Consider the following 23,217-nt stretch of genomic DNA (forward strand, 5'->3'; position numbering starts at 1 on the left):
CAGTTTAGCTAAATTTTTTGTGCGGATTTGAGAAATGATGATTGTATATACAACTATCCTATTGAGATTGCGAACATAAAAGATCTCGCGCATAGTTGCTCTAGACGGAGAGAGAATTTTTGAGTTTTGTAGAGAATTAAATAAGATTATATGAAGAATAAATTAATGGTGCGGTTAGGAAAGCTATTTAATTTGAGATATTTGCAAAAAAATAAAACTTTCAAATTTTTAGTTAGTCTAATTGTTGGACTTTTGGTTACTACCGTTGGTATTACAACAGATTGGGCAACAACTGGAACATCTACACTCACCTATAAAACATCGTGGATAGGTAATAGTATTGGTAGCGGCAATCTACGGATACAAAACAATATCGAAGCAATGTATGTTACCCCTGATGGTACTGTCTATACTAACAGCCATTGGGATGAAGCGGGAACAGAAGCAGGAATATATAAAGATGGTAAAATTATAAATGCCCTTGGCGATACTCACGGTTGGGGTCGTGGTGGTGGCAAAGCTCTGACAGCTAATAATAAATATATTTACCTTGCCATGAGTCAAGGTTCAATTGGCAATACAAAAGAAGATTATCCAGCAGAGAAAACAGCTTGGCACTGCGTTAGACGCTATGATTTGTCTGGAAAACCAGCACCATTTCCTGGGGGACGTGGCTGGGATAAAAGTATGTTAATTGTCAGTAATAAAAGCGAAGTTTCTGGATTAGCAATTATTGGAAGTGAGTTGTATGTGAGTGATATTGCTACTAACCGGATTCGGGTTTTTGATACTGAGACAATGAAGGAACTTCGCGGCTTTAGTGTTGTTAATCCAGGAGCGATCGCAGTTGATAAGGAAAAAAATCTGTGGATTATTCAAAACAAAAATGGTAGCAATCCTGCGAAGATTTTACATTATTCCTCAAGTGGGAAGCAATTAGCCGAAGAGATTGCAGATATTGTAGAACCAACAGCGATCGCCATCAATCCTCAAGGTAAGCTGTTAGTGGCAGAAAATGGTTCGCGCCAGCAAATCTTGATTTATGACATTAAAGATAAACCTCTAAAAGTAGGCACTTTTGGCAATAAAAATGGTATCTATGCGGGAGTTCCTGGTGAAGTCTTAGATTTGAAACTTTATGGACTTACCGGAGTTGGCACAGATGCATCAGGTAATATCTATATAAATAGTAATGGTTTCAACAAATCAGGGACAGATTTGCGGAAATTTACGCCATCAGGTAAACTACAGTGGCGATCGCTAGGTTTAATATTCGTTGATAATGCAGACGCCGATCCCAAAACTGATGGTGTAGATTTATTCACCAAACAAGAACAATATCAAATGGATTATAGTAAGCCTGCTGGTAAGCAATGGACTTACAAAGCCTACACCTTAAATCCCTTCAAATATCCTCAAGATCCGCGTTTGCATACATCACCAGATGCAACCATTGTGCGCCGCATTCAAGGTAAACCGTTTTTGTTCCTCACAGATATGTATGGCAGCTTTCTGCAAATATATCGTTTTAATCCCGCCACAGACGGTAAAATTGCCATCCCAGCCGGAATGTTTGTTGGTACAAATGGCGCAGATAAACCATTTCTTGATGGAAATTGGCCGCCTAATCAACCACAAAAAGGCGAATGGATTTGGCGAGACAGCAACGGTAATGGCAAATTTGAAAGCAACGAATACGATACCAGCAAAGATTATCCATATATCGGCGGTTGGTGGGTAGACAGCAAAGGAGATGTTTGGAAAACTTTGCGAAGCCAAGACGGTATGGGTATCCGACATTATCCTTTACAGGGAATTGATGCTAAGGGGAATCCCATCTACAGCTATAGTTCAATGGAAAAGCAAACTACTCCTGAGATTTTTAACGATTTGCGGCGCATTGAATATTTCCCCCAAACAGACACCATGTATTTGTCAGGCTTCACAGTAGACAGTCCCGCATTTGGCGACGATACCGGAGTTGTGGGATCTGAAATTGCCCGTTTTGACAATTGGAGTAAAGGAAATCGCACTCCTCGCTGGCGGGTTGTAATTCCCCACGACACCACCGGCAAACGCGAAGTTTCCACAGCGGCCATGAGTGTGGCTGGAGATTATGTTTTTGCTGTCACAGTTAAAACCGCAGAAGTATATGTTTACAATGCAACCACAGGAGTGGAAGTACAAAAGTTAAAACCAGGCCCCGAAGTTGGTAGCGAAAGTGGTTGGATTGATATACCTTACGGTATCCGCGCGTTTCGACGTTCCAATGGCGAATACTTAGTATTTGTTGAAGAAAATTGGAAAGGAAAAGTGATTATGTATCGCTTACCAGGGTGAGCATTTATATCGATTCTCTCGCGGGCATGATATTATTTATGAAGGCTATGTTTTTCTTTCGATAAAAACAAGCCTTAATTTTTTGTTTCACTGCGTAATTCCTATTTAAGCCAGAGCTTGACATCAAATTGGCATTCCCTAGTTCAGACAGGGAACAAGAAATTAGGAGCGTGAAACAGTGTTTTGGAAATTTGTAATCAGTGTTTTATTGTTGCCCACTTGTCTGGGATTGGAAATAGCCGCGGCATCTGAAAAAAATGAGTTGCAGATGCTACAAAGTTCTGAAAAATTAAGCACCATAATTGTCCAGAAAGAAAGCAATCAAAATATCCTGAATTCTTTGCCAAATTCAGTTCCACAAGATTCAGAAGTTGATAGCGAAAAATTAAAACATCGAAAATACCGACGCTATCACCGCAGGCATCGTCGATATTATCGCCATCGTAGGTATTATCGTCAATTGCACAGAAATTATTACCGTCAAAGAATTTACTATCCCGAAGATATTTATTACCGCAGACGGTATCACCATCAATACAGAAATTACCATCAAAGGGTTCACGACCCCCTATACCGTTACTATCTCAGAAACTATGACTATCTGCATAGAAATTGCCACCGCCATTGCTATTAGGTAATTTAGTCATTAGTCATTAGTCCTTGGTCATTAGTACTGTAGGGTGCGTTAGGATGAAATCTGTAACGCACCATTCGTAAGAATTCGGTGCGTTACGCTAACACACCCTACGTATTGTAAATAATATTTTCACGCAATCAAATAGTAGTCCTATAATCTGGATTTATCACTTAAAAATAGCGAATTATATTAAACTACCTTTTCTTGCTTTTGAGTTAAATGCATCGCAACTCCTTTTTCATAATAAGCTGCTTCATTAATAAAAATCGGATAAACAGTAGATACTCCGTCATATAAAATATCTTTCCCTGCAAAAGTCCGAAATATTGGCTCACCTGGATTTAGAGGTTCGTAATCTCGAAACTGAAGCTGAGGATGAATCATCGCTTCAATTTCACCCCGTTCATCTCTGGGATAATCAATAGTTCCAATATATTCATAAAATGTCAGGGTATTGTTTATCTCTGGAATATTACCTTGATTGCACGATTCAAAATATTCTAAAATTGCATAAATTAGCTGTTCTGTTTGTTGAAATAATTCTGCATTTAAGACATTTTGAGCTACAGCGCCGACTTCAATTACAAAACCTAATTCACACAAAGAACGCAGGAAGCCACCTTCTTTTGATTGGGGATTAACATATACTCTCACTAAAGAATTTATTGAACTTAAATAGGCAGCTAACCGCAATAAAAAAGGATGCATATCACAAAAAATTAAACTTAGCCCCATGTTGGCGGTTGTGCTATGTAAATCAACGATCGCATCTACAAAAGGCTGATTTTGCGGTTGCAGTATTTGTTTTATTTCTTTCGCCCGCCTATCTTCATAATTTAAAAAATCTGAATTTTGTAAGTTTTGCTTGCTAAAGCAACGATTTAAATCTTTGTCAATATAACGTTTACCTTCTGCGATCGCTTTAGGATTACCAAGTAATACCAAAGTTTCTAGACTTGGTTTGTTAATTAAATTTGGATATTGTTGAAATTTTTTGGCTAAGTATACTCCTGTTAACTCATTTCCGTGAGTTCCTCCAACGATTGCCACTCGTTCAATCTGACTCATAAAAACCTCGCAATCAAAGCTTGTAGGCTAGACATTAGACTTCTTGCATAAGTCGGGAAAAGGGTAAGGGGAAAGGGGGAAAGGTTCTGCAAAAGTCCCCTTACCCTTTAACCTTTACCCTTTTCCCCCAAGAGTGTAAAAAGCACTTTTGCAAGAGGTTTATTATAATGCCTACCCTACTGTGGTTTATTGATATAAAACGGCTATAAGAATTAAAATAAACAAAATACTATTATATGTCCAATATTTATTGAACTCATACAATATATATTAAAGATATAATAGGTACATGATAGAACTTCGACATCTGCGATACTTTATCGCCGTAGCTGAAGAATTAAACTTTAGTCGTGCAGCTGAACGATTGCATATTGCTCAACCACCTTTAAGCCAACAAATTCAGGCGCTAGAAGCAGAACTAGGACTAAAATTATTTGAACGCAAGAAACGTCCCCTACAGCTAACTGCTGCTGGGCAAGTCTTTTTAACAGAAGCGCATTTAGTATTAACTCAGTTAGAACAAGCAATTACCTCTGCACAAAAAGTCAGCCGGGGGGAAATTGGACGCTTGGTGGTGGGAACTAATAGTTCCGTTGCTAACAGCGTTTTACCAGATATTCTGCAAACTTTTCATCCTCTATTTCCAGACGTGACATTAGTGTTGCGCGAAGTTAGTTCTTCCCAGCAGGTAAACCAACTGCGCGATCGCTACATCGATATTGCTTTTGAAAGACTACCCAATAATAATTTAAATGATAATTCTTTAAGTTTTTTACCGATTCTGCAAGAGCCTTTAGTCGTTGCTTTACCAGAAAAACATCCTCTAGCAGCCGAGTCCCAAATTCCACTCATTGCCCTAGCAGATGAACCTTTTGTTTTACCCCCAACCGACTTGGTACCATCATACAGTCAAATAATTAACCTTTGTCAGCAGGTGGGTTTTTCCCCAAAAGTAGTACAGGAAGCAACTTGGATGGTAACCGTACTCAGTTCCGTTGCAGGTGGAGTTGGAGTAACATTACTTCCCGCTAATGCCCAAAGTCTACAGCGAAAGGGAGTTGTCTACAGACCAATTCAAGGACAAAACTTAACTTCAGAATTAGCCGTGGTTTGGCGAAGCGATGATACATCCTTAGTTTTGCGCCAATTTTTAGAGGTGACAAAGAGTGTGGCGCAGAAAATGGGGAGTGGGGAATAGGGCAAGCAGGAGGTGTGGGAGGTCGGGAGATGGGGAGGTGGGGAGATGGGAAGGGGTGGGAGGTATGGGAGGATAGGGAAGAAATCTTTTTTTCCCCCCTCTCTCCGCACACTCCCCACACTTCCTTGTCTCCTCTGCTCCTCTCTCCGCACACTCCCCACACCTCCCACACCTCCCACACTCCCCACACCTCCCCATCTCCCCATCTCCCCATCTCCCCACCTCCCCACCTCCCCCTCCCCCTTCCCCTCTTTGCCTCTTTTTAACTAGTAACTTACGATGATTCTTAAGCACTTGCTCTTGGGAGAAAAGGGGGGAAATTTATGGAGTACAATTTTCAAGCGTTGGCTGAACTTTACAAAAACGCACTCCTCAACGATGTTCTCCCATTTTGGGAAAAACACTCCCTCGATTGGCAACAAGGCGGCTATTTCACCTGCCTCGATCGCCAGGGCAAGGTTTATGATACAGACAAATTTATCTGGCTGCAAAATCGCCAAGTGTGGACTTTTTCCATGCTTTACAACCAGTTAGAAAAACGCGAAAATTGGCTGAAAATCGCTAATAATGGTGCTAATTTTCTCGCGCAGCACGGTAGAGATAGTGATGGTAATTGGTACTTTGCCCTCACTCGTGAAGGAAAACCACTGGTTGAGCCTTACAATATTTTTTCTGATTGCTTTGCAGCAATGGCTTTTAGCCAATATGCACTCGCATCCGGTGAAGACTGGGCGACAGATGTGGCGAAACAAGCTTACAACAACGTTTTACGCCGCAAAGATAACCCCAAGGGCAAATATAACAAAACCTATCCCGGTACGCGCCCGATGAAATCATTGGCTGTACCGATGATTTTAGCCAACCTGACTTTAGAAATGGAATGGTTGTTGCCTAAGGAAACCCTAGAAAATGTCTTAGCTGAAACAGTCCGCGAAGTGATGACGGATTTTCTCGACTCAGAACGGGGGTTAATGTATGAAAATGTTGCCCCTGACGGTTCTCACATCGATTCTTTTGAAGGACGGTTGATTAACCCAGGCCACGGTATTGAAGCGATGTGGTTTATTATGGACATCGCCCGTCGGAAAAACGATACTAAAACTATTAACCAAGCCGTTGATGTGGTGCTAAATATCCTGAATTTTGCTTGGGATAACGAGTACAACGGCTTGTATTACTTTATGGATGCACTCGGTCATCCTCCGCAACAACTCGAATGGGATCAAAAGCTGTGGTGGGTTCACCTAGAATCTTTGGTTGCATTAGCGATGGGTTATCGCCTAACCAAGCGTGAGGCCTGCTGGGAATGGTATCAAAAGATGCACGATTATGCCTGGTCGCACTTTGCCGATTCTGAGTTTGGCGAGTGGTTTGGCTATCTTAATCGGAGGGGAGAAGTATTATTGAACCTCAAAGGTGGGAAATGGAAAGGATGTTTTCATGTTCCGCGGGCGTTGTATCTTTGCTGGCGGGAGTTTGAAGCGTTGCGATCGCAACCTTGATAAACAACGCAGTCAGTTTAATCTCTGCTAGCGTACAAATAAAACTAGAATCAGTGCGATAAAGATGAATGTTATCACACCTAAACGATTTACGATCGCTGAATACCATCAATTGATTGAACTCGGATTTTTCAAAGAGGGCGATCGGATTGAATTAATTCGAGGAGAACTGATTCAAATGACTGCAAAGGGAACACCTCATACAGTTTGTAGTTCTATTTTATGCCGTCAATTGGATCGGCTTTTAGGCGATCGAGTAGTCATCCGCGGACAAGATCCTATAACTCTTCCTAATCAAAGCGAACCCGAATTAGATATCGTCATTGCACGAGGAAAAGATGAAGATTATCTCGCTCATCATCCTTATCCAGAAGATATTTTATTGGTAATTGAAATTTCAGATAAAACTTTAGATTACGACCAAAAAACAAAGCTATCTTTGTATGCAGAAGCCGGGATTTATCATTATTGGATTGTGAATTTACCGGCTTGTCAACTTGAATGTTACAGTCAACCATATCAGAATGCCCAAACGCAGTTTAGCTATCGGAGCAAACAGATTTTTTTAGCGAATCAGTCAGTGGTTATTCCTGGGTTTGAAAATGTATTATTGGACTTGAATCGGTTGTTTCCACAAAGTTTTGGTGAATGATTTAGTAAGTGCGATCGCGTAAATATAGATAGTTTTGTGCGTGAAATGTAGGTTAAATTCGATTTGAAAACGATGACACAATCTACTTGCTTAATGCTCTGGTTCGATTTGCTTTTGAAAGTAAGTTCGTAATCCATCTGCCAAAGCTGGAACCTGAACAGCGCGGCGCACTAAATCGTCATCGGCTTCACGCACGTAGATTTGCACAATATCGGCAACTGTGACATTGTTTTCATCTCGACTCACCAGTTCGATCTCATCCCCTACACCAACTTCACCTTCAACGACTACTGAAAAGTAAATACCACTCAATCGGCTGTTAAGAAACCGTTTGACCATATCATCGCGTCCAAACTTAAGATTGAGCTTGAAGCAGGGAAACCGGGGCTGTGTCACCATTACAACAGCCGTGCCAATACGAAAGCGATCGCCAATATTCACGGCCGTTTCCGATAATCCCTCAATCGTTAGGTTTTCCCCAAACGCACCCCAAGGCAAATCCTCATCCGGTAATTCCTGCCGCCAGTAAGCGTAATGCTCCATTGGATAAGCGTAAACGGCTTTCTCGACACCCCCGTGAACGGTTAAATCTGCCTGTCCATCTCCGTCTAGATTGAGCGTTCGTAGCATCACTCGTTCATTTACGGGCTGCTTAAAAATGCCAGTTGTGACAGACTTTCCTTTCCATCTCATTTCACGCGGCAGTCCAACGCAAACAGAAATCAATTTCATAGCACAGCCTCAATAGTAATTGGAAGCAGACGAAGCCTTAAACTCAAACAGATAAATTATCTGTCTTTCACGCCTCTGATAACTAGCGTAGGCGTAGCCCGCCATAGGCATCGCTGTTTTTTCTTCCAATTCTCTTTATTCATTTTTTATCTCTCTTGTCAATGCCTAAGTCCTAAACTTATCCCGAAGAACTCAACAAAAACAGAATATACTGATTAAGGCTTACATTTTCTTGTTCAGCTGCCTCAGCTAAACGACGGTGTAAAGATTTTGGCATCTGTAAAACTACCTTACCACTGAAGTTTACATCTGTGCTAGGTAAAGGAATTTCATCTCCAGCTTCATAAGCTGTTTCAATCCACAATTCTCGTGCTTCGTTAATATTTACTATTGTTTCTTCTATCGTTTCACCTTGAGTAAGACATCCGGGTAAATCTTTAATTTGAGCTACATATCCTCCCTCTAAGTCCGGATAAAGTGTCACAGGATACTGAAGACTTAAATAATATTCTAAAGAAGGTTTTTCAATCTGCTTGTTCTTCTGGTTCAGTGTCTTCATCGCTCCACTCTTCTAGATTTAATAGCTCAATAATTTGCTGAACATAAACTCCTTTCACTTTCTGGCCACTTTTTTTAGGTATGGTCACAGTTCTACCTTGGGAATCTCGAAAACTATGATGACTACCCTTAGACCTTTTTTCCTCAAAACCGAAAGCTTCTAAAAGATAGCGCACATCCTCAAACCGTACTTCTGGCGGTCGATTCAAAAATTGCTCGACCAATTTTTTTAACTTGCTCATTGAGGAATACTATCACATATAGTATACAACGAGATTTTGGGCTTTTTGTGGCTTGGTATTTCAATAAATTAGTAAACAGTTTTAACATATATTTTTTCTACTGTTAATTACTCACAAACTAAATTCGGCTGCATTATCCTCATCCACATCTGCATCTTTACCCACAGCAGTCGGTTTAAATTTCGCGTCGTGAATTAATTCCCCAAATGATATTTTGGGATTTTGAAAAAGAATATTCAGCACACTCATAAAATCCCGCACAATTTCGCCTGGGGTTAATAATGCTTCTGCACCCAAGCGATTAACAATTTCTCGAACAAACTCTTTTAACTCCCGATTTGTCAAAGCTTGTTGATAGCCGAAATTGAGCGCATGAATTTCCGCTAAACGTTGCAAAAGCGTTAAAATTTCTGCTTCACTTAACGGGTTTAGGCGAACCACTGGCCCTAAAAGTTCTTGTACATTAGCTTGTGCGACAAAGCGACTTTCTTTTGTGCGTCTTCGCCAAGCTTGGTCTGCAAAAAGTCCTCTATTTGGATCTTCCAAAAATTTGGTTGTTCCACCAACAATAATACCAAGATGTTCTGCCTTACATTGCATGGTATCGTTAAACATTGCTAAAAGTCGGTTATAATTCTTTTCCCGCGTGACTGTGGTAGAGATTTGATATAAATGTACAGCTTCATCAACTAGAATTAATAGTCCTTTATAACCAATTTCAGCTACAAATTTAGCAAACAATTTGATGTAGTCATACCAACTATCATCATCGATAATCACCCGGACTCCTAAAGCTGCTTTTGCCTCAATTTTAGTAGTAAATTCTCCCCGCAACCAGCGCATTGCAGCATTTTTTAAATTATCATCATCCAATCGATAGCCGCGCCAATAAGCGATAATCACACTACCAAAATCAAAACCGTGAACTAAATCTTCAATATATTGAACTACTTCCCGAATTTTTGATTCAACTTGGTCATCAAAACCATCGTCATTGGGACGCAGTTCGGTTTCTTTAACCACCTCTTGTTGAATTTTATTAATCCATCCTTCCAAAATTGAGACTAAAGCGCCACCATCAGGACGAGTTTTTGTAGCTAGATGGCTCATTAATTCTCGATAGCTTGCTAAACCTTCGTTGTTACTTCCTGCTAACCGACGTTCGGGTGATAAATCAGCGTCAGCTACTACAAACCCTTGCTCCATCGCTCGGTTACGAATTAGTTGCAGTAAAAAGCTTTTCCCGGAACCGTAATTACCAATTATAAAACGAAATGCTGCTACACCTTCTGCAATATCATCGAGATTTTGTAATAGGCTTTGAAGTTCTTTTTCTCGACCTACTGCTATGTGTTCAACTCCCACTCTTGGTACTACCCCAGCACCAAGGGAATTAATCAAAGCAGTGGATATTTTTTTCGAGATTTTGAGCTTTGCCATGTATTACACTTCACTTTATTCTAAACGCAGAAGCACGCAGCAAGAAGGTAAGGTGTATTTTTACCTTATTAATAATTTTACAACGCCAGAAGCCAGGAGTCAGAATTCAGGAGTCAGAATTCAGTCGCCAGAATTTAAAAGATTTTAACACTCAAGTTTAATAATTTGGAAGAATCAACTGTGTTATTCAAAAATTAGCGTGAAGATTCCAGAATTCTTGAAGAATCAAGTTTGCTATATGTTATTAAATAGACCTCTTGTATAAATCAAAAATAAAGAACCCCACACCGCATTTGGTTAAAGCAAACGCTCCCCTTCCCTTAGCAAGGGGAGGGGTTGGGGATGGGGTGTTAAGGACTTTTGCAAGAGGTATAATTTATTCTAATTAATTATTAAGCTTACTCTCTAAGTCTTATGAATTCTGAATTCTGAATTCTGGATTCTGAGGACTTGATTCTTACATTTGAGTATGTCTAGCCATAAGATCGTCGTACATTGCAATCATTTTTCTGACATAGACCTTATGTTCCTGATAAACTTCTGGAATTTCTAACTCTGAATTGATTATTAATTCACCAATGGTATCATTTGCTCGTTCGTTGATTGAATCTATTAGTAGATTCGGCATGGTGATATTTGCTTCAGCAATTTTTTTAATAGTAGCTTTTGTATTATCTTCTTCGACTATAGCTTTTAATACTTGTAATTCATATCCTGGCAAATTTTCCAAAAAATTAGTCCATTCTTCTGGTATATTTTCTAGTGTATTAATTTCTGAATAATCTATTGTTGTTGCAGGTTGAATTATTTCAGTAAAAGGAAATAATTCAATATCATCTTCTTTGGAATTATCAGCCAAAGGTTCTGAGTTAAAGTTTTCTGCTTGTTGGAGTAATTCCCAAACTTGATTTTGCAACAAGTCTCGTTCTTCTTGCAATAATGAAACTTGCCCTTGCAATTGCTGTAGTTCTTCTTTTTGCGTTGCTATTTGAGTTTGTGAAGAATTCAAAATAGCTTGGATATTTTCTCTTTCGGTTGTTTTCGCTATCAGTACTTCATTTTCTTTATTTACTTTAATTTCTAGTTCTTGAATTTCAATTCGCAATTCGTATAATTTTTCTTCTAATTGGGGTTTGAGTCTGCCTAAAAGTGTTAAGTTACTTTCAATTTCTTCTTTTTGTTGCTGGAATTCAGAAATTTGGCTTTGCAATTGAGTGATTTCCGCACGAGATATATGGCAATTAGACTCTAAACGACGCTTTTCTCCTGTGAGATTAGCAAAAGCATTGCTCAATTCTGCATGATTTTTTTCTAAGTTACTGAATTCAATTTGCAGATTGCTGATTTGAGTTTCTAATTGCTTTTTTTGACCGGCTAATGTTCTGACTTCTCGATTCAGACTATCCCTTTGGTTACGGTTTTCAATTACTTGATTTTGGAGTTGGTTTGATTCTGCGTATAATAAATTATGATGTTCTTCAATTTGATTAATTTCTTTAACAATACGAGCTTTTAATCCCTCCATTTCTTTAATTCGCTTCCGGAGAGAACCTAAAATAAACATTTCATAGTTTCTGCGCCTTTTATCTACGAATAATGCTGCTCCATAGATAATAAATGCAGTAATTATACCTGTGAGAAAGGCTTTATTAAAATCCCAGTTGGGAACAAGGCTAAGTCCAAAACTCACACTAAAGGCAACTATGCCTAAAATAAATCGATTACTGATCGTTACTGATTGCATATTGCTGGTTGTTAGCGTAGTTGAGCGATCGGAATAACCAGTTTTCATACTAATTTGTAATTCGTAATTTAAATATATTTATCGACATAATGAGTAAAATTGCTTTTTAATCTATGATTTTTGGTATTAGAGTAATTTTAAGTTTTATAATCATAATTATCCGTGTATAAGTTTGTTACGTAAGAAGCAAAAAAGCGTCATCATTGAGGAATTAATTTGAATTTTCAGTGCTAGAGGTATTGTTATTTGCTCCATGAAATAGTTTTAAATCTGCTTTTAAGAAGTCAATAAACTGCCGTGCTGTGCGTCCAGAACGACCATTGTGGCGGGTTGCCCACTGTAATGCTTGATATTCCAAATCTTCTTGGGTAATATTAATTTCAGCTTGTGCTGCTAGATGGTGGACAATGTTTAAATAAGTTTTCTGGTTGGCTGGTTCAAAGGTTAAGGTTAAACCAAAGCGATCGCTAAACGAAAGCTTCTCCTGCATCGTATCCCAGGCATGAATTTCATCGTTATCTTTGGGCGCCGGTCTATCCACAAAAAACTCCCGAATCAAGTGACGGCGATTAGAAGTCGCATATACAACTACGTTTTGCGGTCTGGCGGTTAAATTACCCTCTAAAACTACCTTTAGTGCTTTAAAAGCATCATCATCTTCTTCAAATGAAAGGTCATCGACAAAAATAATAAATTTTTGTGGCACTCCTCGTAAATTTTCCACAATTTCTGGTAAAGCTTTTAAATCGGATTTTGCGACTTCCAGCAAACAAAGAGATCGTTCGCTATATTCATGCAACAAAGATTTCACCAAAGAAGATTTTCCCGAACCGCGACTACCATAAAGTAATACATGCAGTGCTACCTCTCCTGATAATAAAAACTCAGTATTTTTGAGCAAAGCATCTCTTTGAGATTCATAACCTACAAGCGTACTAAGCTTAACCGGATCTGGATATGGGATACCGATAAACTCTCCAGCTTGCCAGCGAAAAGCGCTGTATTGAGCAAATAAACCAGAACCATATTGCCGATAATAAGCTGCTAACTCTTCTACAGCATCACCCCAATTATCTAACTCTTGTAGATATGCAGCAAATTTTGTCTCTTTTCCCAGCTTTTTTGGTTCCTCATACCAAACTATCGGCGAAATCGGCAAATGAGCAACATTTTGCACCCACTCGCTCAAATAAGCGCTGCTACATTCATAAAGGCTTTGCAATACTTGTAAATCATGCCCAACTGCTGCTACTAAAGCTGGAGATAAATCTTCAAATTTATGTTGTTGAGCAAGTTTTGTAAAAGGGTTATCACAAAAGAGAATTTGAGTGATTATATAATCTTCCCAATTTTGATTTCTCGCAGCCAAAGCATGAAAATAACTGCCGTAGGCTTGTAAACAACCGCGTGCATCGGCATCAGTGTAACGTATAGCTTGCAACAGGTCAATAAATGCCATCCCCACTTCGCCTTGGAGAACAGATTGGTAAAGTAAAAGTGATGCCGCTTGACGCTGGAGATATTGAATTTTTGTATTGGAGGAAGTACTGGCCATTGGCATTGCTTGATTATTCATCAATCAACTCGGTGATGTAGCTAAACAGCTATGGTAAATTGTCTGCTGACCCTGGCAGCAAAAACAAAATCTACATAGGTTTTAACAATGAATTTAAGTATAATCGCTGCTTTTGCTTACGGCATATTAGCGATCGCTGGTGGCATTATTGGCTATATTCAAGCTAGAAGCAAGGTTTCACTTGTGAGTGGTAGTATTAGCGGTTTATTACTAATTATTGCCGCTTACCTCCAACTCCAAGGACAAGCTCAGGGTTTAATTTTAGCCGTCATTGTGACTGCTGTTTTAGTAGTGTTCTTTGCATTTAGACTCGCTAAAACGCGCAAGTTTATGCCTGCGGGATTGATGACTATTTTAGGTATGCTAGCACTGGCACTGATGCTCAATGAAATAGTCACCATTAGGTAACGTTACGGGGATGGGGAGATGGGGAGATGGGGAGATGGGGGGATAGGGAGACGTGGGGACACGGGGAGTTTGGAATAATCAAGTGATTATTATCCGAACTTGACGTAACAACTGTTCTACAGTCCCTAAGCATCCTTCTGTTTTTCAACACAGTATTACTCTCCCTGTTGTGAGTACTTTAATTAGTACATTTATATTACAGTAGAGTTGTTATCTTTCCTTACGGAACTCCAAAAAATAAATTATCTAAATTTGTCTACTCAAGTAGACTTCTATTCTTCCTTGTCCCCCTTGTCTTCCTTGTCCCCATCCACCCATCCCCAACTCAGATACTACTCACCCTTGGCTGTGCCGCTAAAAACTCTGTAATATAGCCAAGTACTAGTTTCCTTCAAAGGAAACAGCAAATAAGTTAGAGGATTGATTGTCACAATAATATTTCGGAAGTCTCGCTTTGCCAAAAACAAGATTGCACGAGCAACTTGCTGTGCAGACATTACTCCATAAGGGTTAAGCTGACTTTTAAAAGGGCCGAGAATTAACTTGCGAATGACACAATTGCCATCTAAGCGCTTGAGGGTGACAATATCTCCTAGCGCTCGTTTGCTGAGTTCATACAAGGGACTCAGTGCTGGTGACACCTCAGCCTCAGAAGTGTTAACCCAAATTTCCTTAGTTGCTTTGGCTTGTGGGCCCGTGACAGTGGTCAAAAATATATCCATCAAGCGCAATGCAGAAAAAGTATTCACTTCGTATGAAGAGTTGATAGCATTGGGTGTACGGCTCGTGTAGACATTGACTCCGTGGTTGATAATTAAAATATCGATTTTCTGTAAACTTTCCTTTAGCTCTGCTTCATTACCCAATTGCCAAGGAATCACCTTTACCCCAGTTTGCTCTGCTAATTTTTCTGGATTTGTAGTTAATGCCACGACTTTAGCATTACACTTGACAAGTTCGGCCGTTAATGCTTGTCCCAAAGCTCCTGATGCTCCAGTTAAAGCCACGGTTTTACCCTTGAGAGATAGGGCTGTTCCCAGTATTTTATCGACTAAGGGAAAGACACCGCTGTAATAAGCGTTGACATCATCAAAATGATGACGCCAATGATAAGACCGATTTACCCACCAAATCGAGGGAATGGTTTCTAAAGGGCCGGGTAAGTGATTGTAGTCTGTATCAATTTTTCCTTGAAAATATCGTAAAGACGCCCCATACAAGAACGTGCAAGCATAAGCTACTCCCAGCCATAAGCCTGTTTGTCCGACAATTAAGGCAATTAAGGTTGATGCTAGTACTAGTAAGCTTGATTCTAAAATGTCGTGATAAAGCTGAGATTCTTGGTAAATTTTTAAAGAAACAACCGATAAATCCCGGCGATAAGCCATGTGGTGCTTATTGTGCCATTTCGCAAGCCAATTCACTTGGTGACACAAAGCATGATAAATATCTCTTAAAATCTCAGCGAGTAAGAGCGAAAACAGCCCCCAAGTAGCAAACTCTAAGCAGGCGTTGACTAAAACCCAATTTATCTGTAAATTTGCCGCAATTTCAATCCAGCTTTGTGCAAATGTTTTTATCATGTTTGTTTACACTCGTTTTTCTTAATCATTCTTCATGATGGATTAAGGTCGAGTCTAGAGCAAGAGTACCAGGGGAGCAGGGGGAGCAGGGGGAGCAGGGGGAGCAGCTTATTGGACGGCGATCTCACTTTTTCGCGTTGCTTCCAGAGGAATATCTTCATCCTCACTGCACATATTTTTCTCTAACAACGTAATAAAAACTTATTGATATTTATAAGAGCCACAAGTAATAAGTGAATTAAAAATCAGGTAAACTCAAGCTGCAAAAGCTTTTTTGTCTTTCGGATAAGTAATTGATAGCCCCACCGCAGCTTGGGAGAAAACCTTTGTGGACGAACAACTTAAAAAACTAATTGATGAGGTATGCTGCTACCCAGACCCCAGTCCAGAGAGGCAGAAAGCATTAAATAGACTGCTTATAGTTATTCAACAACTCCCTGGTATTTATAAGTCAGGGCATCAAGACTATTTAGAAGCTTTAAATTTAACTTGGGAGTGGGTGAGCCGGAAGATTTGTGGATTTGAAGCGCGTTCACGAAGTGACTCCAAAGGAGTATCGCCTTCACTGCAACAAAGCCTAGTAATCTGGATTAATGGCTATCTCAAGTGGCGGATTAAAGATTTATACATCCCAGACAGTAATTATACTATCAGTTTAGACAGACCCACCCGTAACGATGAGGGCGACGAAACAAGCCTGCTAAATATCCTGCCAGACTCTCAATCGCCAATCACTTTAGATTTGCTGGATATCAAAATTGCCCAAATCCAAGAAAATCGGCGCCAGGGTGTGGGAGAACGCATCAGACAATACATTGAGCAAGATGAAGAAGGTAAATTAACAGCTAGTTGTCTGCGAAAAAACCCAGAATGCCATTGTCAGCTATTGGCAATGCGCTTACTTATCGAAAATCCACCTCATAAAATCTCTGATATTGCTAGAGAGTTAAATATAAGCAATCAAACTCTTTACTCTCACTGGAAAAAAAACTGCCTTCCTTTGTTGAGAGAAATTGGTATAAATTTCGGATATGAGTAATGACTAACACACAACCACATGTTCTAAGCGTCCCCCTCCCCCAAAATGCCCACCGTTGGGCTGAGGAATTTGCCGCCGAACAAGATAACCCCCAAAAGGGAAAACAAGTTTATCTTAATACTCTGGCTGTTTATGCCGTTCGCAGTTATCTCAAATGGCTAAACATTGAAACGGCGCTAAATCAAGGTGATAGCTGGCATCGCGGTTTAAGGGCGATTTTTGATGTTGCTGATTTAGTTTTGCCTGGTGTTGGGAAGCTTGAATGTCGTCCGGTGTTACCAGGTGAGGTTGCCATAGTCTTGCCTGCAAGCATCACACAAGACCGCATTGGTTATGTAGCAGTTCAGTTTAGTCAACAATTAGATTATGTAGAATTACTGGGATTTTTTCCCGCAGCAGCGATGGCTGAATCGCCACAAATATTGGAATTAGACCAGTTGCAATCTTTTGATACTCTTTTTGAGATTATACATAGACGTTCCCTATTGGTAAATTTGCGTCAATGGATGACGGGAATCTTCCAGCCGGATTGGCAATCTCCAGATTTATTGTTTGCAAGTAATTTCAGAAGCAGTAGTACGATAGCTCGCCCTGCAACTAACTCCATCAGTCGGGCGAAAGTGATTGATTTAGGCAGACAAGTGCTGTTGTTAGTGCAGTTAACTCCCACAAAGAGTGAAGTTTTCGACATTCGCCTGCGGGTTTATCCAGGTGATGATGCTATTCATCTACCGGCTTCTTTACAACTGATAGTTCTTGATGCAGCGGGAAACACTAGCATGGAAGCGCAAGCAAGAAGCGCAGATGATTGGATGCAACTAGAGTTTAGCTGCGAACACGAGGAAAAATTCAGTGTCAAGATAGTGCTAGGGGAAACAAGTCTGATAGAAAAGTTTGTTGTTTAAAACAAACAAAAGGAGACAGCAATGGCGATCGTCAAGTTGAAACTCAGGCGCAGTTCGCAAGATGGATTTCTGGTAATTCTGACGGTAAAAAATTTGGATGAAGAAACAGAAGGGTTTCTCCCTCCCTTGCCACTAAATTTAGAATCATCTTTTAATCAATGGCAGTCAGCCTATCGTCAAATCGAGGCTGTGCGTTCTTGTGTTGCTCCTGCGCCGGGATTGCGTCTCACACCCAAAACTGTAACAATTCATTCCCACGCCGAACATACTCTGGCAGTAAAAGACGAGCTAAATCAATGGTTGAATACTTACGATAGCAAATGGCTACCAATTAGGGATAGATTAATAGCGATCGCCCAGCAATTACATCAATCAAATGAAGAGATTCGCGTCATTATTGATGCCAAAGATATCGATTTACGTCGCCTTCCCTGGCAAGAATGGAATTTATTTGAAGAACACTATCCCAACGCCGAAATTGCCCTCAGTGCGCCGAAAAACAAAAATAAACACAGCGATAAACTTGTTCCTCAAAGCCAACATATCAGAATTTTAGTTGCTGTTGGTAGGAGCGATGGTATTAACACAAAAGATGACTTAAAGCTAATTCAGGATTTAGAAAAAAATGGCGTAGAAGTACTGTGTTTAATGCAGCCTAGCCGCAAAGAATTATGTGAAGCACTTTGGGATGAACAAGGTTACCATATTTTTGTGTTTACAGGGCACAGTGGCAGTCAAGAAGACGGACAGATAGGTTGGATTGAACTCAACGACAAAGATAGCTTAAGTATTGAAGATTTTAAAGAAGCTTTAAAGCAAGCTATTGAAAAAGGATTACAGTTAGCAATTTTTAATTCCTGCGATGGATTGGGATTAGCTAACCAACTAGCACAACTACATTTACCTCAAGTTATTGTGATGCGGGAACCCGTGCCCGATGCCGTAGCAATAGATTTTTTAAGGTACTTTTTCAAAGAATTTACCCATAATAATAAATCACTATTTACTTCTGTTAAAAAAGCACGCAAACGCCTAGAACATTTTAAGTCTGATTACCCCGGTGCAATTTGGTTGCCAACAATTTGTATTCAGTCCAATGTTGAACCTTTGACTTGGCAAGGATTATGCGAAAGTTCTCCACCAAAGCTGACTCCAATCAAACCAGACATTTCAACTCATCAACCAAAGAAAAATATCAAGCCGTGGTTATTAATTGGTTTGCTTGGTGTGGTTGCCAGTGGCGGTATATTATATTTTCTTCCTGGCAAAAAATCTGACTCCGATTTGAGTTCCGTTGCTGCTCCCGAAGGAACATGGTTTTATGGTGGAAGTACATCTTGGGCACCAATTCGGCAACATATAGATCCTGAAATCACAACAGCTCATCCGAAATTTGAGTTACGCTATACCGATGCGATTAATGCTACGCCAGGTTCGGGCACCGGAATTCGGATGTTGTTGGAAGGGCAACTTACCTTTTCTCAATCCTCCCGCCCCATAGCAGACAGAGAATATCAACAAGCTCAACAACGGGGATTCAGCCTCAAACAAATTCCAGTGGCTTTAGAAGGATTAGCGATCGCTGTTCACCCCAGTCTGCAAATTCCAGGGCTAACTTTAACACAAATCAAAGATATTTACACTGGTAAAATAACTAACTGGAAACAGATTGGCGGCCCTAACCTCAAAATTACTGCTTACTCCCGCCACTTTGAAGATGGAGGCACTGTAGAGTTTTTTGTTAACAATATTCTCAGTGGAGAAAAATTTGGGAGTAACATAGTCTACCTTTACGATACAACAGATGCTCTCAGAAAATTAGCAAGCGATCGCGGCGGTATTTACTACGCTTCGGCGCCAGAAGTTGTTCCTCAATGCAAGGTTAAGTCCCTACCAATTGCCAGACAAGGAAAGAGTTTTGTCGCTCCTTATACAGAACCTTTAATTAAAGCCGAGCAATGTCCTAATCGGCGCAACAAGTTAAACATTGATGCTTTCAAAACAGGTCAGTATCCAATTACACGCCAAATGTTTGTCATAGTTAAGCAGAATAATGGCAGTTTAGAACAACAAGCGGGCGAGGCATACGCCAAAATGCTACTTACAAATCAGGGACAAAAACTGATGAATGAAGCCGGCTTTGTGCGTATCCGTTAAATTTTTCAGGAGGCAAGGGACGGGAGGTGTGGGAGGTGTGGGAGGTGTGGGAGGTGTGGGAGGTGTGGGAGGATGGGGAAGAAATCTTTCCCCCCTCTCCCCCCACACTCCCCACACTTCCTTATCTCCCCTGCCCCCTGCCTTTCTTGGCAAATTTATGAAATATTTGTGTAGTAATTATAAGCACAGCAATATCAAATAAAAAATAATAAGAATCGAGAAATTTCAAATCATATGGAAATATTAGGAGTTATTCTACATAATTGCCCAGTAGTGAATAGTGATGAGCATTCTTACATTATTTATACTTTTGTACTGAGCTAGTAGCAAAAATCGCGTAAAGCTTAACTGCAATTAATAATTTTCTACTTTGTAGAAAATTAGTTTTCATCTAGAGTAGGACAAAGATACCTGCTGTGACTACACAAACAAAAGCTAGATCGAGCCTCTGGCTTGTAGCTTTAGGAAACCAACTTTAATTCTTGAGAGTCTGGTTTCAAAATGAGTAACAGCACCATTCCCCATCAGCTCGATCACCTATGCTAAAAGTTATGCACTCGGCCACCAACTCAGCCACTCCAAATGCCCAGTGGGAGGATTTAATCAAGCTTCCAGCCCCAAACACAGTTCAATGGGACAATATCAAAACCCAATTAGACTTAGTACTGTTGGCGCTAGAAACCTTAACTGGGATTGGTTCTGAGGCTATGCTTTCGGCGGCAACTGATTTGAATTTAGAGTCAAGAGTGCCAGATCGCGTAGCTTTATGGCGACTGCGCCAATCAAATCCGCTACGCAAAGGTCAAGGAGGGCGAAAAAAGCTAGATGTAGAAGAAGCGCGATCGCTTGTTCTCATCACCTGCTACCTAGCCAAACAGCACCAGGAATTGATTCGCCGCGCTGTTGGTTTGTTAGAACAAATGGCAGAAAGTAACCGGGAACCTCACCAGGCTGCTTTACTTGGAGATTATATTGATGCTTTTTGCAACACCTACCAAGAGCGGATGGAAGAGGACGAGCAAATCTCAACAGATTTACTTACCAACCTGGCACTAAAACTGCTTGTAGATTTACTTTTTTACAGCGCCCCTGGCGGGCATCGCCGTCTTTGGCTAGCACTTATAGACCGTTCTACAAAATTTTAAATTTGACTTAAATTTGACTTTTGAGATTCCTCAACCGAAATTCGCCGCTAGGTCAAGAAACCTCTTTAACAATCGCTAGCCCTTGGGCCATGCGCTACCAACATTGATTCTTCCTCGGACATCAGTTTGTACAAAAAAAGAATCGAACACAATTATAAGTCGCAACTTTTTGCAAGCAACTGGCTCAACTTTTGTCTTTGACACGCTACGCGTAGCTTGCTTCGACTTAGGAGTACGCAAAATCCCAAATAGTCTTCCTTGTTGTTCCTGCCATGCCTCTATCAAATACTGTGATTCGTAGCTACACACCTCCTACTTGCACGCTAGAAGTATTCGCACAAAGTTCGCCTTTGTCTCGTTGGACGGGGAGAACTGTTCTCAAGCAGCTCAGCTTTGAACTACGTTTTGACGATCCCCGACTACCAGAAGAACACAGAGTTCCTATTCGAGGCGATCGCAACCAACTAGAAGCTTTGTGTGATGCAGTCACCAGCTATGTACAGCAATTCCTCCAACAGTCTCCAGAAAGCTTTTGGCTTCGTTTCTCAGGTAACCAAGAATCAAGCGCGGTACTGGATGAACCAGAATTAGAATTATCAACAAAAACATTAAATTCTTTTAATACCCAGTTTTCAGGCGCAAATATATATTTAGAACCCAGCAGCTATTTAACTCACAATCTATTTCTTGGTTCTCTCGCTAACCAAACATCCGGCCCAGTAATTCAACTGAGTTTGTTGCAATTATTCGATTTGGCAACTGCTTTAGATGAATACTCAACCGATGTTATGGCACTACCAACTCTTAACACTAGGAGTTCAGATATGAGCTTCCCCGCTTGGGCGCCTATTGCCGCAGTATTAGTATTAGCCGTCGGTTTTTTACCAGTTACTTGGCAATATGCTAACAACATCAGGCAAAAACAACAGACAGCCAAAACATCAGACCCAACAGAGGTCAAGACTGCGCTACAACCTTCACCCTCTGTAACCTTCCCCGCACCCCAGCCTGGACTCACCACCCCACCAGGTAATTTGCTCGGTTCTACCCCTCCACCCCCGGCATCTAGTTTGCCCCAAACACCGCTAACAACCACTGGTTCTGGTTTGACTACGACACCACCTGTATTACCCAACAATGCACTGGTCATACCTCCTACAACTCAGGGTAAGACTCCAACCCTACCAAAGAATTCAGCAATGCCTCCGGCGAGCTTCGCTAACGCACCGTCCACCAAAATCCCCGGACAGGAAATCGCCATACTACCAAATCTGGGGCAGAATCTCACAGCCCCAAATCCCCAAGCAAATGCTCTCCCCAAGAGACGGAATTTACCCCCCAGCCTATCTTCTAACACACCCAACTTCTCACCCAACATCTCGCCAGTAGTTCCCCCCTCTGTTGCCACCATACCCAGTAACAACCGTGGCAATATCCCCACCCAAGGTTCTCCATTAACCTCACAACAACTGGACGAAACAATCAGTGCCTTACAGGGAGCTTCTCCTGTAAATAAACCCCCCACAGAACAGCCTGCGTCTGTGACTCCTACTAGTAATCCATTTATCGATCGATTAGGAGACAGCAGCAAAGCCCCCACATCCAGACAAGTAGCAACTGGCACATTATTTGATACACCTCAGGTAGCAGAAGCCAGAGAATATCTGACAAAGCGCTGGCAACCACCTGCGGGATTGGGACAAACACTAGAATACAGTTTGATAGTCAGTGTTGACGGCTCAGTTGAACGAATTTTTCCGCTGAATAAAGCAGCTAGGGAATACGTTGATAGTGCTGGGATGCCGGAAGTTGGTCAACCTTTCGTTTCCGCCAATAACCGCGGACAAAATGTCAGAATTCGAGTTGTTCTTAGCCCTGATGGCAAGGTGCAAACTTTTCCAGATGATTAAGTAAATTCATTTCATTTTGGGTTTTAGACTTCGGCTACACTCAGTCGAACGATTTTAGATTGGGAATGGCTTTCTAAATCTAGTTTGTATCAATTTATTTGCTGCAATTTTAAATTGGTATCATTCGTTTGTTGACACTTCTGTAACTGGTACAAACTTTGTGCCAGTTTTTGTTTGCTCCAATTGCCCTGAAGCTAGGTTTTTTGAGTCCAGTTAGCAAACTGGTCTGAATATTGATATTAGTAAACATACCAATCAATACAATTATTTTTAACAAGAATTATCCCTTAAAAACTCAAAATACAAGTTTTAAAACTCTAATGTGAGTTTAACAAAACCTAATTAAAACGGGAGCATCCCAATTTTGTCAAAAGCTACAGG

19 protein-coding genes and 1 pseudogene are annotated in these 23,217 nt (G+C 40.6%); 12 read left to right on the forward strand and 8 right to left on the reverse strand.

What is annotated here, in order from left to right; translation table 11 throughout:
- The first annotated feature begins 150 nt into the window (after positions 1-150).
- Positions 151-2,340 carry a hypothetical protein gene (locus tag NSTC745_RS10030; RefSeq protein ID WP_445637023.1) on the forward strand — a complete coding sequence of 730 codons (2,190 nt, stop codon included), beginning with the start codon at positions 151-153 and terminating at the stop codon, positions 2,338-2,340.
- A 178-nt stretch (positions 2,341-2,518) separates the two neighbouring features.
- Positions 2,519-2,974 (forward strand): hypothetical protein, encoded by a 456-nt coding sequence (locus NSTC745_RS10035; RefSeq protein WP_445637024.1) that lies wholly within the window; start codon positions 2,519-2,521, stop codon positions 2,972-2,974.
- Positions 2,975-3,166: 192 nt separating this feature from the next.
- On the opposite strand, the gene NSTC745_RS10040 is transcribed toward NSTC745_RS10035, so the two are convergent.
- Positions 3,167-4,045 carry an aspartoacylase gene (locus tag NSTC745_RS10040; protein ID WP_445637025.1) on the reverse strand — a complete coding sequence of 293 codons (879 nt, stop codon included), beginning with the start codon at positions 4,043-4,045 and terminating at the stop codon, positions 3,167-3,169.
- Between the two features lie 289 nt (positions 4,046-4,334).
- Here NSTC745_RS10040 and NSTC745_RS10045 point away from each other — a divergent pair, with 289 nt between their 5' ends.
- From NSTC745_RS10045 to NSTC745_RS10055, 3 genes are all read left to right on the forward strand, one after another.
- Entirely contained in the window at positions 4,335-5,243 is a 909-nt protein-coding gene (locus NSTC745_RS10045) for a LysR substrate-binding domain-containing protein (RefSeq protein ID WP_445637026.1), read from the forward strand.
- Positions 5,244-5,566: 323 nt separating this feature from the next.
- Entirely contained in the window at positions 5,567-6,745 is a 1,179-nt protein-coding gene (locus tag NSTC745_RS10050) for an AGE family epimerase/isomerase (RefSeq protein WP_445637027.1), read from the forward strand.
- A 64-nt stretch (positions 6,746-6,809) separates the two neighbouring features.
- Positions 6,810-7,397 carry a Uma2 family endonuclease gene (locus NSTC745_RS10055; protein ID WP_445637028.1) on the forward strand — a complete coding sequence of 196 codons (588 nt, stop codon included), beginning with the start codon at positions 6,810-6,812 and terminating at the stop codon, positions 7,395-7,397.
- Positions 7,398-7,487: 90 nt separating this feature from the next.
- Here the strand turns inward: NSTC745_RS10055 and NSTC745_RS10060 are convergent, their stop codons facing one another.
- From NSTC745_RS10060 to NSTC745_RS10085, 6 genes are all read right to left on the reverse strand, one after another.
- On the reverse strand, positions 7,488-8,129 hold the full coding sequence (locus NSTC745_RS10060; RefSeq protein WP_445637029.1) for an MOSC domain-containing protein: 642 nt from the start codon (positions 8,127-8,129) through the stop codon (positions 7,488-7,490).
- Positions 8,130-8,307: 178 nt separating this feature from the next.
- Entirely contained in the window at positions 8,308-8,688 is a 381-nt protein-coding gene (locus NSTC745_RS10065) for a type II toxin-antitoxin system HicB family antitoxin (RefSeq protein ID WP_445637030.1), read from the reverse strand.
- Positions 8,654-8,929: a type II toxin-antitoxin system HicA family toxin gene (locus tag NSTC745_RS10070; protein ID WP_445637031.1), complete on the reverse strand. Its 276-nt coding sequence runs from the start codon at positions 8,927-8,929 to the stop codon at positions 8,654-8,656. The genes NSTC745_RS10065 and NSTC745_RS10070 overlap by 35 nt, the downstream gene beginning before the upstream one ends.
- 111 nt (positions 8,930-9,040) lie before the next feature.
- Positions 9,041-10,369, reverse strand: a complete 1,329-nt coding sequence (locus NSTC745_RS10075; RefSeq protein ID WP_445637032.1) for an ATP-binding protein — start codon at positions 10,367-10,369, stop codon at positions 9,041-9,043.
- A gap of 457 nt (positions 10,370-10,826) precedes the next feature.
- Positions 10,827-12,161 carry a tellurite resistance TerB C-terminal domain-containing protein gene (locus tag NSTC745_RS10080; RefSeq protein ID WP_445637033.1) on the reverse strand — a complete coding sequence of 445 codons (1,335 nt, stop codon included), beginning with the start codon at positions 12,159-12,161 and terminating at the stop codon, positions 10,827-10,829.
- Positions 12,162-12,324: 163 nt separating this feature from the next.
- Positions 12,325-13,689 (reverse strand): ATP-binding protein, encoded by a 1,365-nt coding sequence (locus tag NSTC745_RS10085; RefSeq protein ID WP_445637034.1) that lies wholly within the window; start codon positions 13,687-13,689, stop codon positions 12,325-12,327.
- 87 nt (positions 13,690-13,776) lie between these two features.
- On the opposite strand from NSTC745_RS10085, the gene NSTC745_RS10090 reads away from it, so the two are divergent.
- On the forward strand, positions 13,777-14,097 hold the full coding sequence (locus NSTC745_RS10090; protein ID WP_445637035.1) for a TMEM14 family protein: 321 nt from the start codon (positions 13,777-13,779) through the stop codon (positions 14,095-14,097).
- 332 nt (positions 14,098-14,429) lie between these two features.
- On the opposite strand, the gene NSTC745_RS10095 is transcribed toward NSTC745_RS10090, so the two are convergent.
- Complete coding sequence (locus NSTC745_RS10095) at positions 14,430-15,680, reverse strand: bifunctional sterol desaturase/short chain dehydrogenase (RefSeq protein ID WP_445637036.1); 1,251 nt, start codon at positions 15,678-15,680, stop codon at positions 14,430-14,432.
- 328 nt (positions 15,681-16,008) lie between these two features.
- Here NSTC745_RS10095 and NSTC745_RS10100 point away from each other — a divergent pair, with 328 nt between their 5' ends.
- The 6 genes and pseudogenes from NSTC745_RS10100 (at position 16,009) to NSTC745_RS10125 (ending at position 22,836) form a co-directional block, all read left to right on the forward strand.
- The gene (locus NSTC745_RS10100; RefSeq protein WP_445637037.1) at positions 16,009-16,719 is read left to right on the forward strand and encodes a helix-turn-helix domain-containing protein; all 711 of its coding nucleotides are present in this window, start codon (positions 16,009-16,011) and stop codon (positions 16,717-16,719) included.
- Positions 16,719-17,624, forward strand: coding sequence for a DUF1822 family protein (locus NSTC745_RS10105; RefSeq protein WP_445637038.1), 906 nt, complete (start codon positions 16,719-16,721; stop codon positions 17,622-17,624). The genes NSTC745_RS10100 and NSTC745_RS10105 overlap by 1 nt, the downstream gene beginning before the upstream one ends.
- 21 nt (positions 17,625-17,645) lie before the next feature.
- Positions 17,646-18,665, forward strand: a pseudogene (locus NSTC745_RS10110) (CHAT domain-containing protein); the annotation flags it as partial.
- A gap of 171 nt (positions 18,666-18,836) precedes the next feature.
- Positions 18,837-19,781: a PstS family phosphate ABC transporter substrate-binding protein gene (locus tag NSTC745_RS10115; RefSeq protein ID WP_445638569.1), complete on the forward strand. Its 945-nt coding sequence runs from the start codon at positions 18,837-18,839 to the stop codon at positions 19,779-19,781.
- A 539-nt stretch (positions 19,782-20,320) separates the two neighbouring features.
- A complete protein-coding gene (locus NSTC745_RS10120) occupies positions 20,321-20,926 on the forward strand; it encodes a DUF3038 domain-containing protein (RefSeq protein ID WP_445637039.1) in 606 nt (201 codons plus the stop codon).
- 272 nt (positions 20,927-21,198) lie between these two features.
- The gene (locus NSTC745_RS10125) at positions 21,199-22,836 is read left to right on the forward strand and encodes a DUF4335 domain-containing protein (RefSeq protein ID WP_445637040.1); all 1,638 of its coding nucleotides are present in this window, start codon (positions 21,199-21,201) and stop codon (positions 22,834-22,836) included.
- The last annotated feature ends 381 nt before the right edge of the window (positions 22,837-23,217 follow it).

It is taken from the genome of Nostoc sp. DSM 114161 (assembly GCF_052692665.1).

What these genes read in the sequence shown, in the direction of transcription:
- NSTC745_RS10125 (WP_445637040.1), top strand. Translation starts at nt 21,199, where the DNA reads ATGCCTCTATCAAATACTGTGATTCGTAGCTACACACCTCCTACTTGC.
- NSTC745_RS10045 (WP_445637026.1), top strand. Translation starts at nt 4,335, where the DNA reads ATGATAGAACTTCGACATCTGCGATACTTTATCGCCGTAGCTGAAGAA.
- NSTC745_RS10070 (WP_445637031.1), bottom strand. Translation starts at nt 8,929, where the DNA reads ATGAGCAAGTTAAAAAAATTGGTCGAGCAATTTTTGAATCGACCGCCA.
- NSTC745_RS10040 (WP_445637025.1), bottom strand. Translation starts at nt 4,045, where the DNA reads ATGAGTCAGATTGAACGAGTGGCAATCGTTGGAGGAACTCACGGAAAT.
- NSTC745_RS10050 (WP_445637027.1), top strand. Translation starts at nt 5,567, where the DNA reads ATGGAGTACAATTTTCAAGCGTTGGCTGAACTTTACAAAAACGCACTC.
- NSTC745_RS10055 (WP_445637028.1), top strand. Translation starts at nt 6,810, where the DNA reads ATGAATGTTATCACACCTAAACGATTTACGATCGCTGAATACCATCAA.
- NSTC745_RS10095 (WP_445637036.1), bottom strand. Translation starts at nt 15,680, where the DNA reads ATGATAAAAACATTTGCACAAAGCTGGATTGAAATTGCGGCAAATTTA.
- NSTC745_RS10105 (WP_445637038.1), top strand. Translation starts at nt 16,719, where the DNA reads ATGACTAACACACAACCACATGTTCTAAGCGTCCCCCTCCCCCAAAAT.
- NSTC745_RS10060 (WP_445637029.1), bottom strand. Translation starts at nt 8,129, where the DNA reads ATGAAATTGATTTCTGTTTGCGTTGGACTGCCGCGTGAAATGAGATGG.
- NSTC745_RS10120 (WP_445637039.1), top strand. Translation starts at nt 20,321, where the DNA reads ATGCTAAAAGTTATGCACTCGGCCACCAACTCAGCCACTCCAAATGCC.
- NSTC745_RS10075 (WP_445637032.1), bottom strand. Translation starts at nt 10,369, where the DNA reads ATGGCAAAGCTCAAAATCTCGAAAAAAATATCCACTGCTTTGATTAAT.
- NSTC745_RS10065 (WP_445637030.1), bottom strand. Translation starts at nt 8,688, where the DNA reads ATGAAGACACTGAACCAGAAGAACAAGCAGATTGAAAAACCTTCTTTA.
- NSTC745_RS10085 (WP_445637034.1), bottom strand. Translation starts at nt 13,689, where the DNA reads ATGAATAATCAAGCAATGCCAATGGCCAGTACTTCCTCCAATACAAAA.
- NSTC745_RS10030 (WP_445637023.1), top strand. Translation starts at nt 151, where the DNA reads ATGAAGAATAAATTAATGGTGCGGTTAGGAAAGCTATTTAATTTGAGA.
- NSTC745_RS10090 (WP_445637035.1), top strand. Translation starts at nt 13,777, where the DNA reads ATGAATTTAAGTATAATCGCTGCTTTTGCTTACGGCATATTAGCGATC.
- NSTC745_RS10080 (WP_445637033.1), bottom strand. Translation starts at nt 12,161, where the DNA reads ATGAAAACTGGTTATTCCGATCGCTCAACTACGCTAACAACCAGCAAT.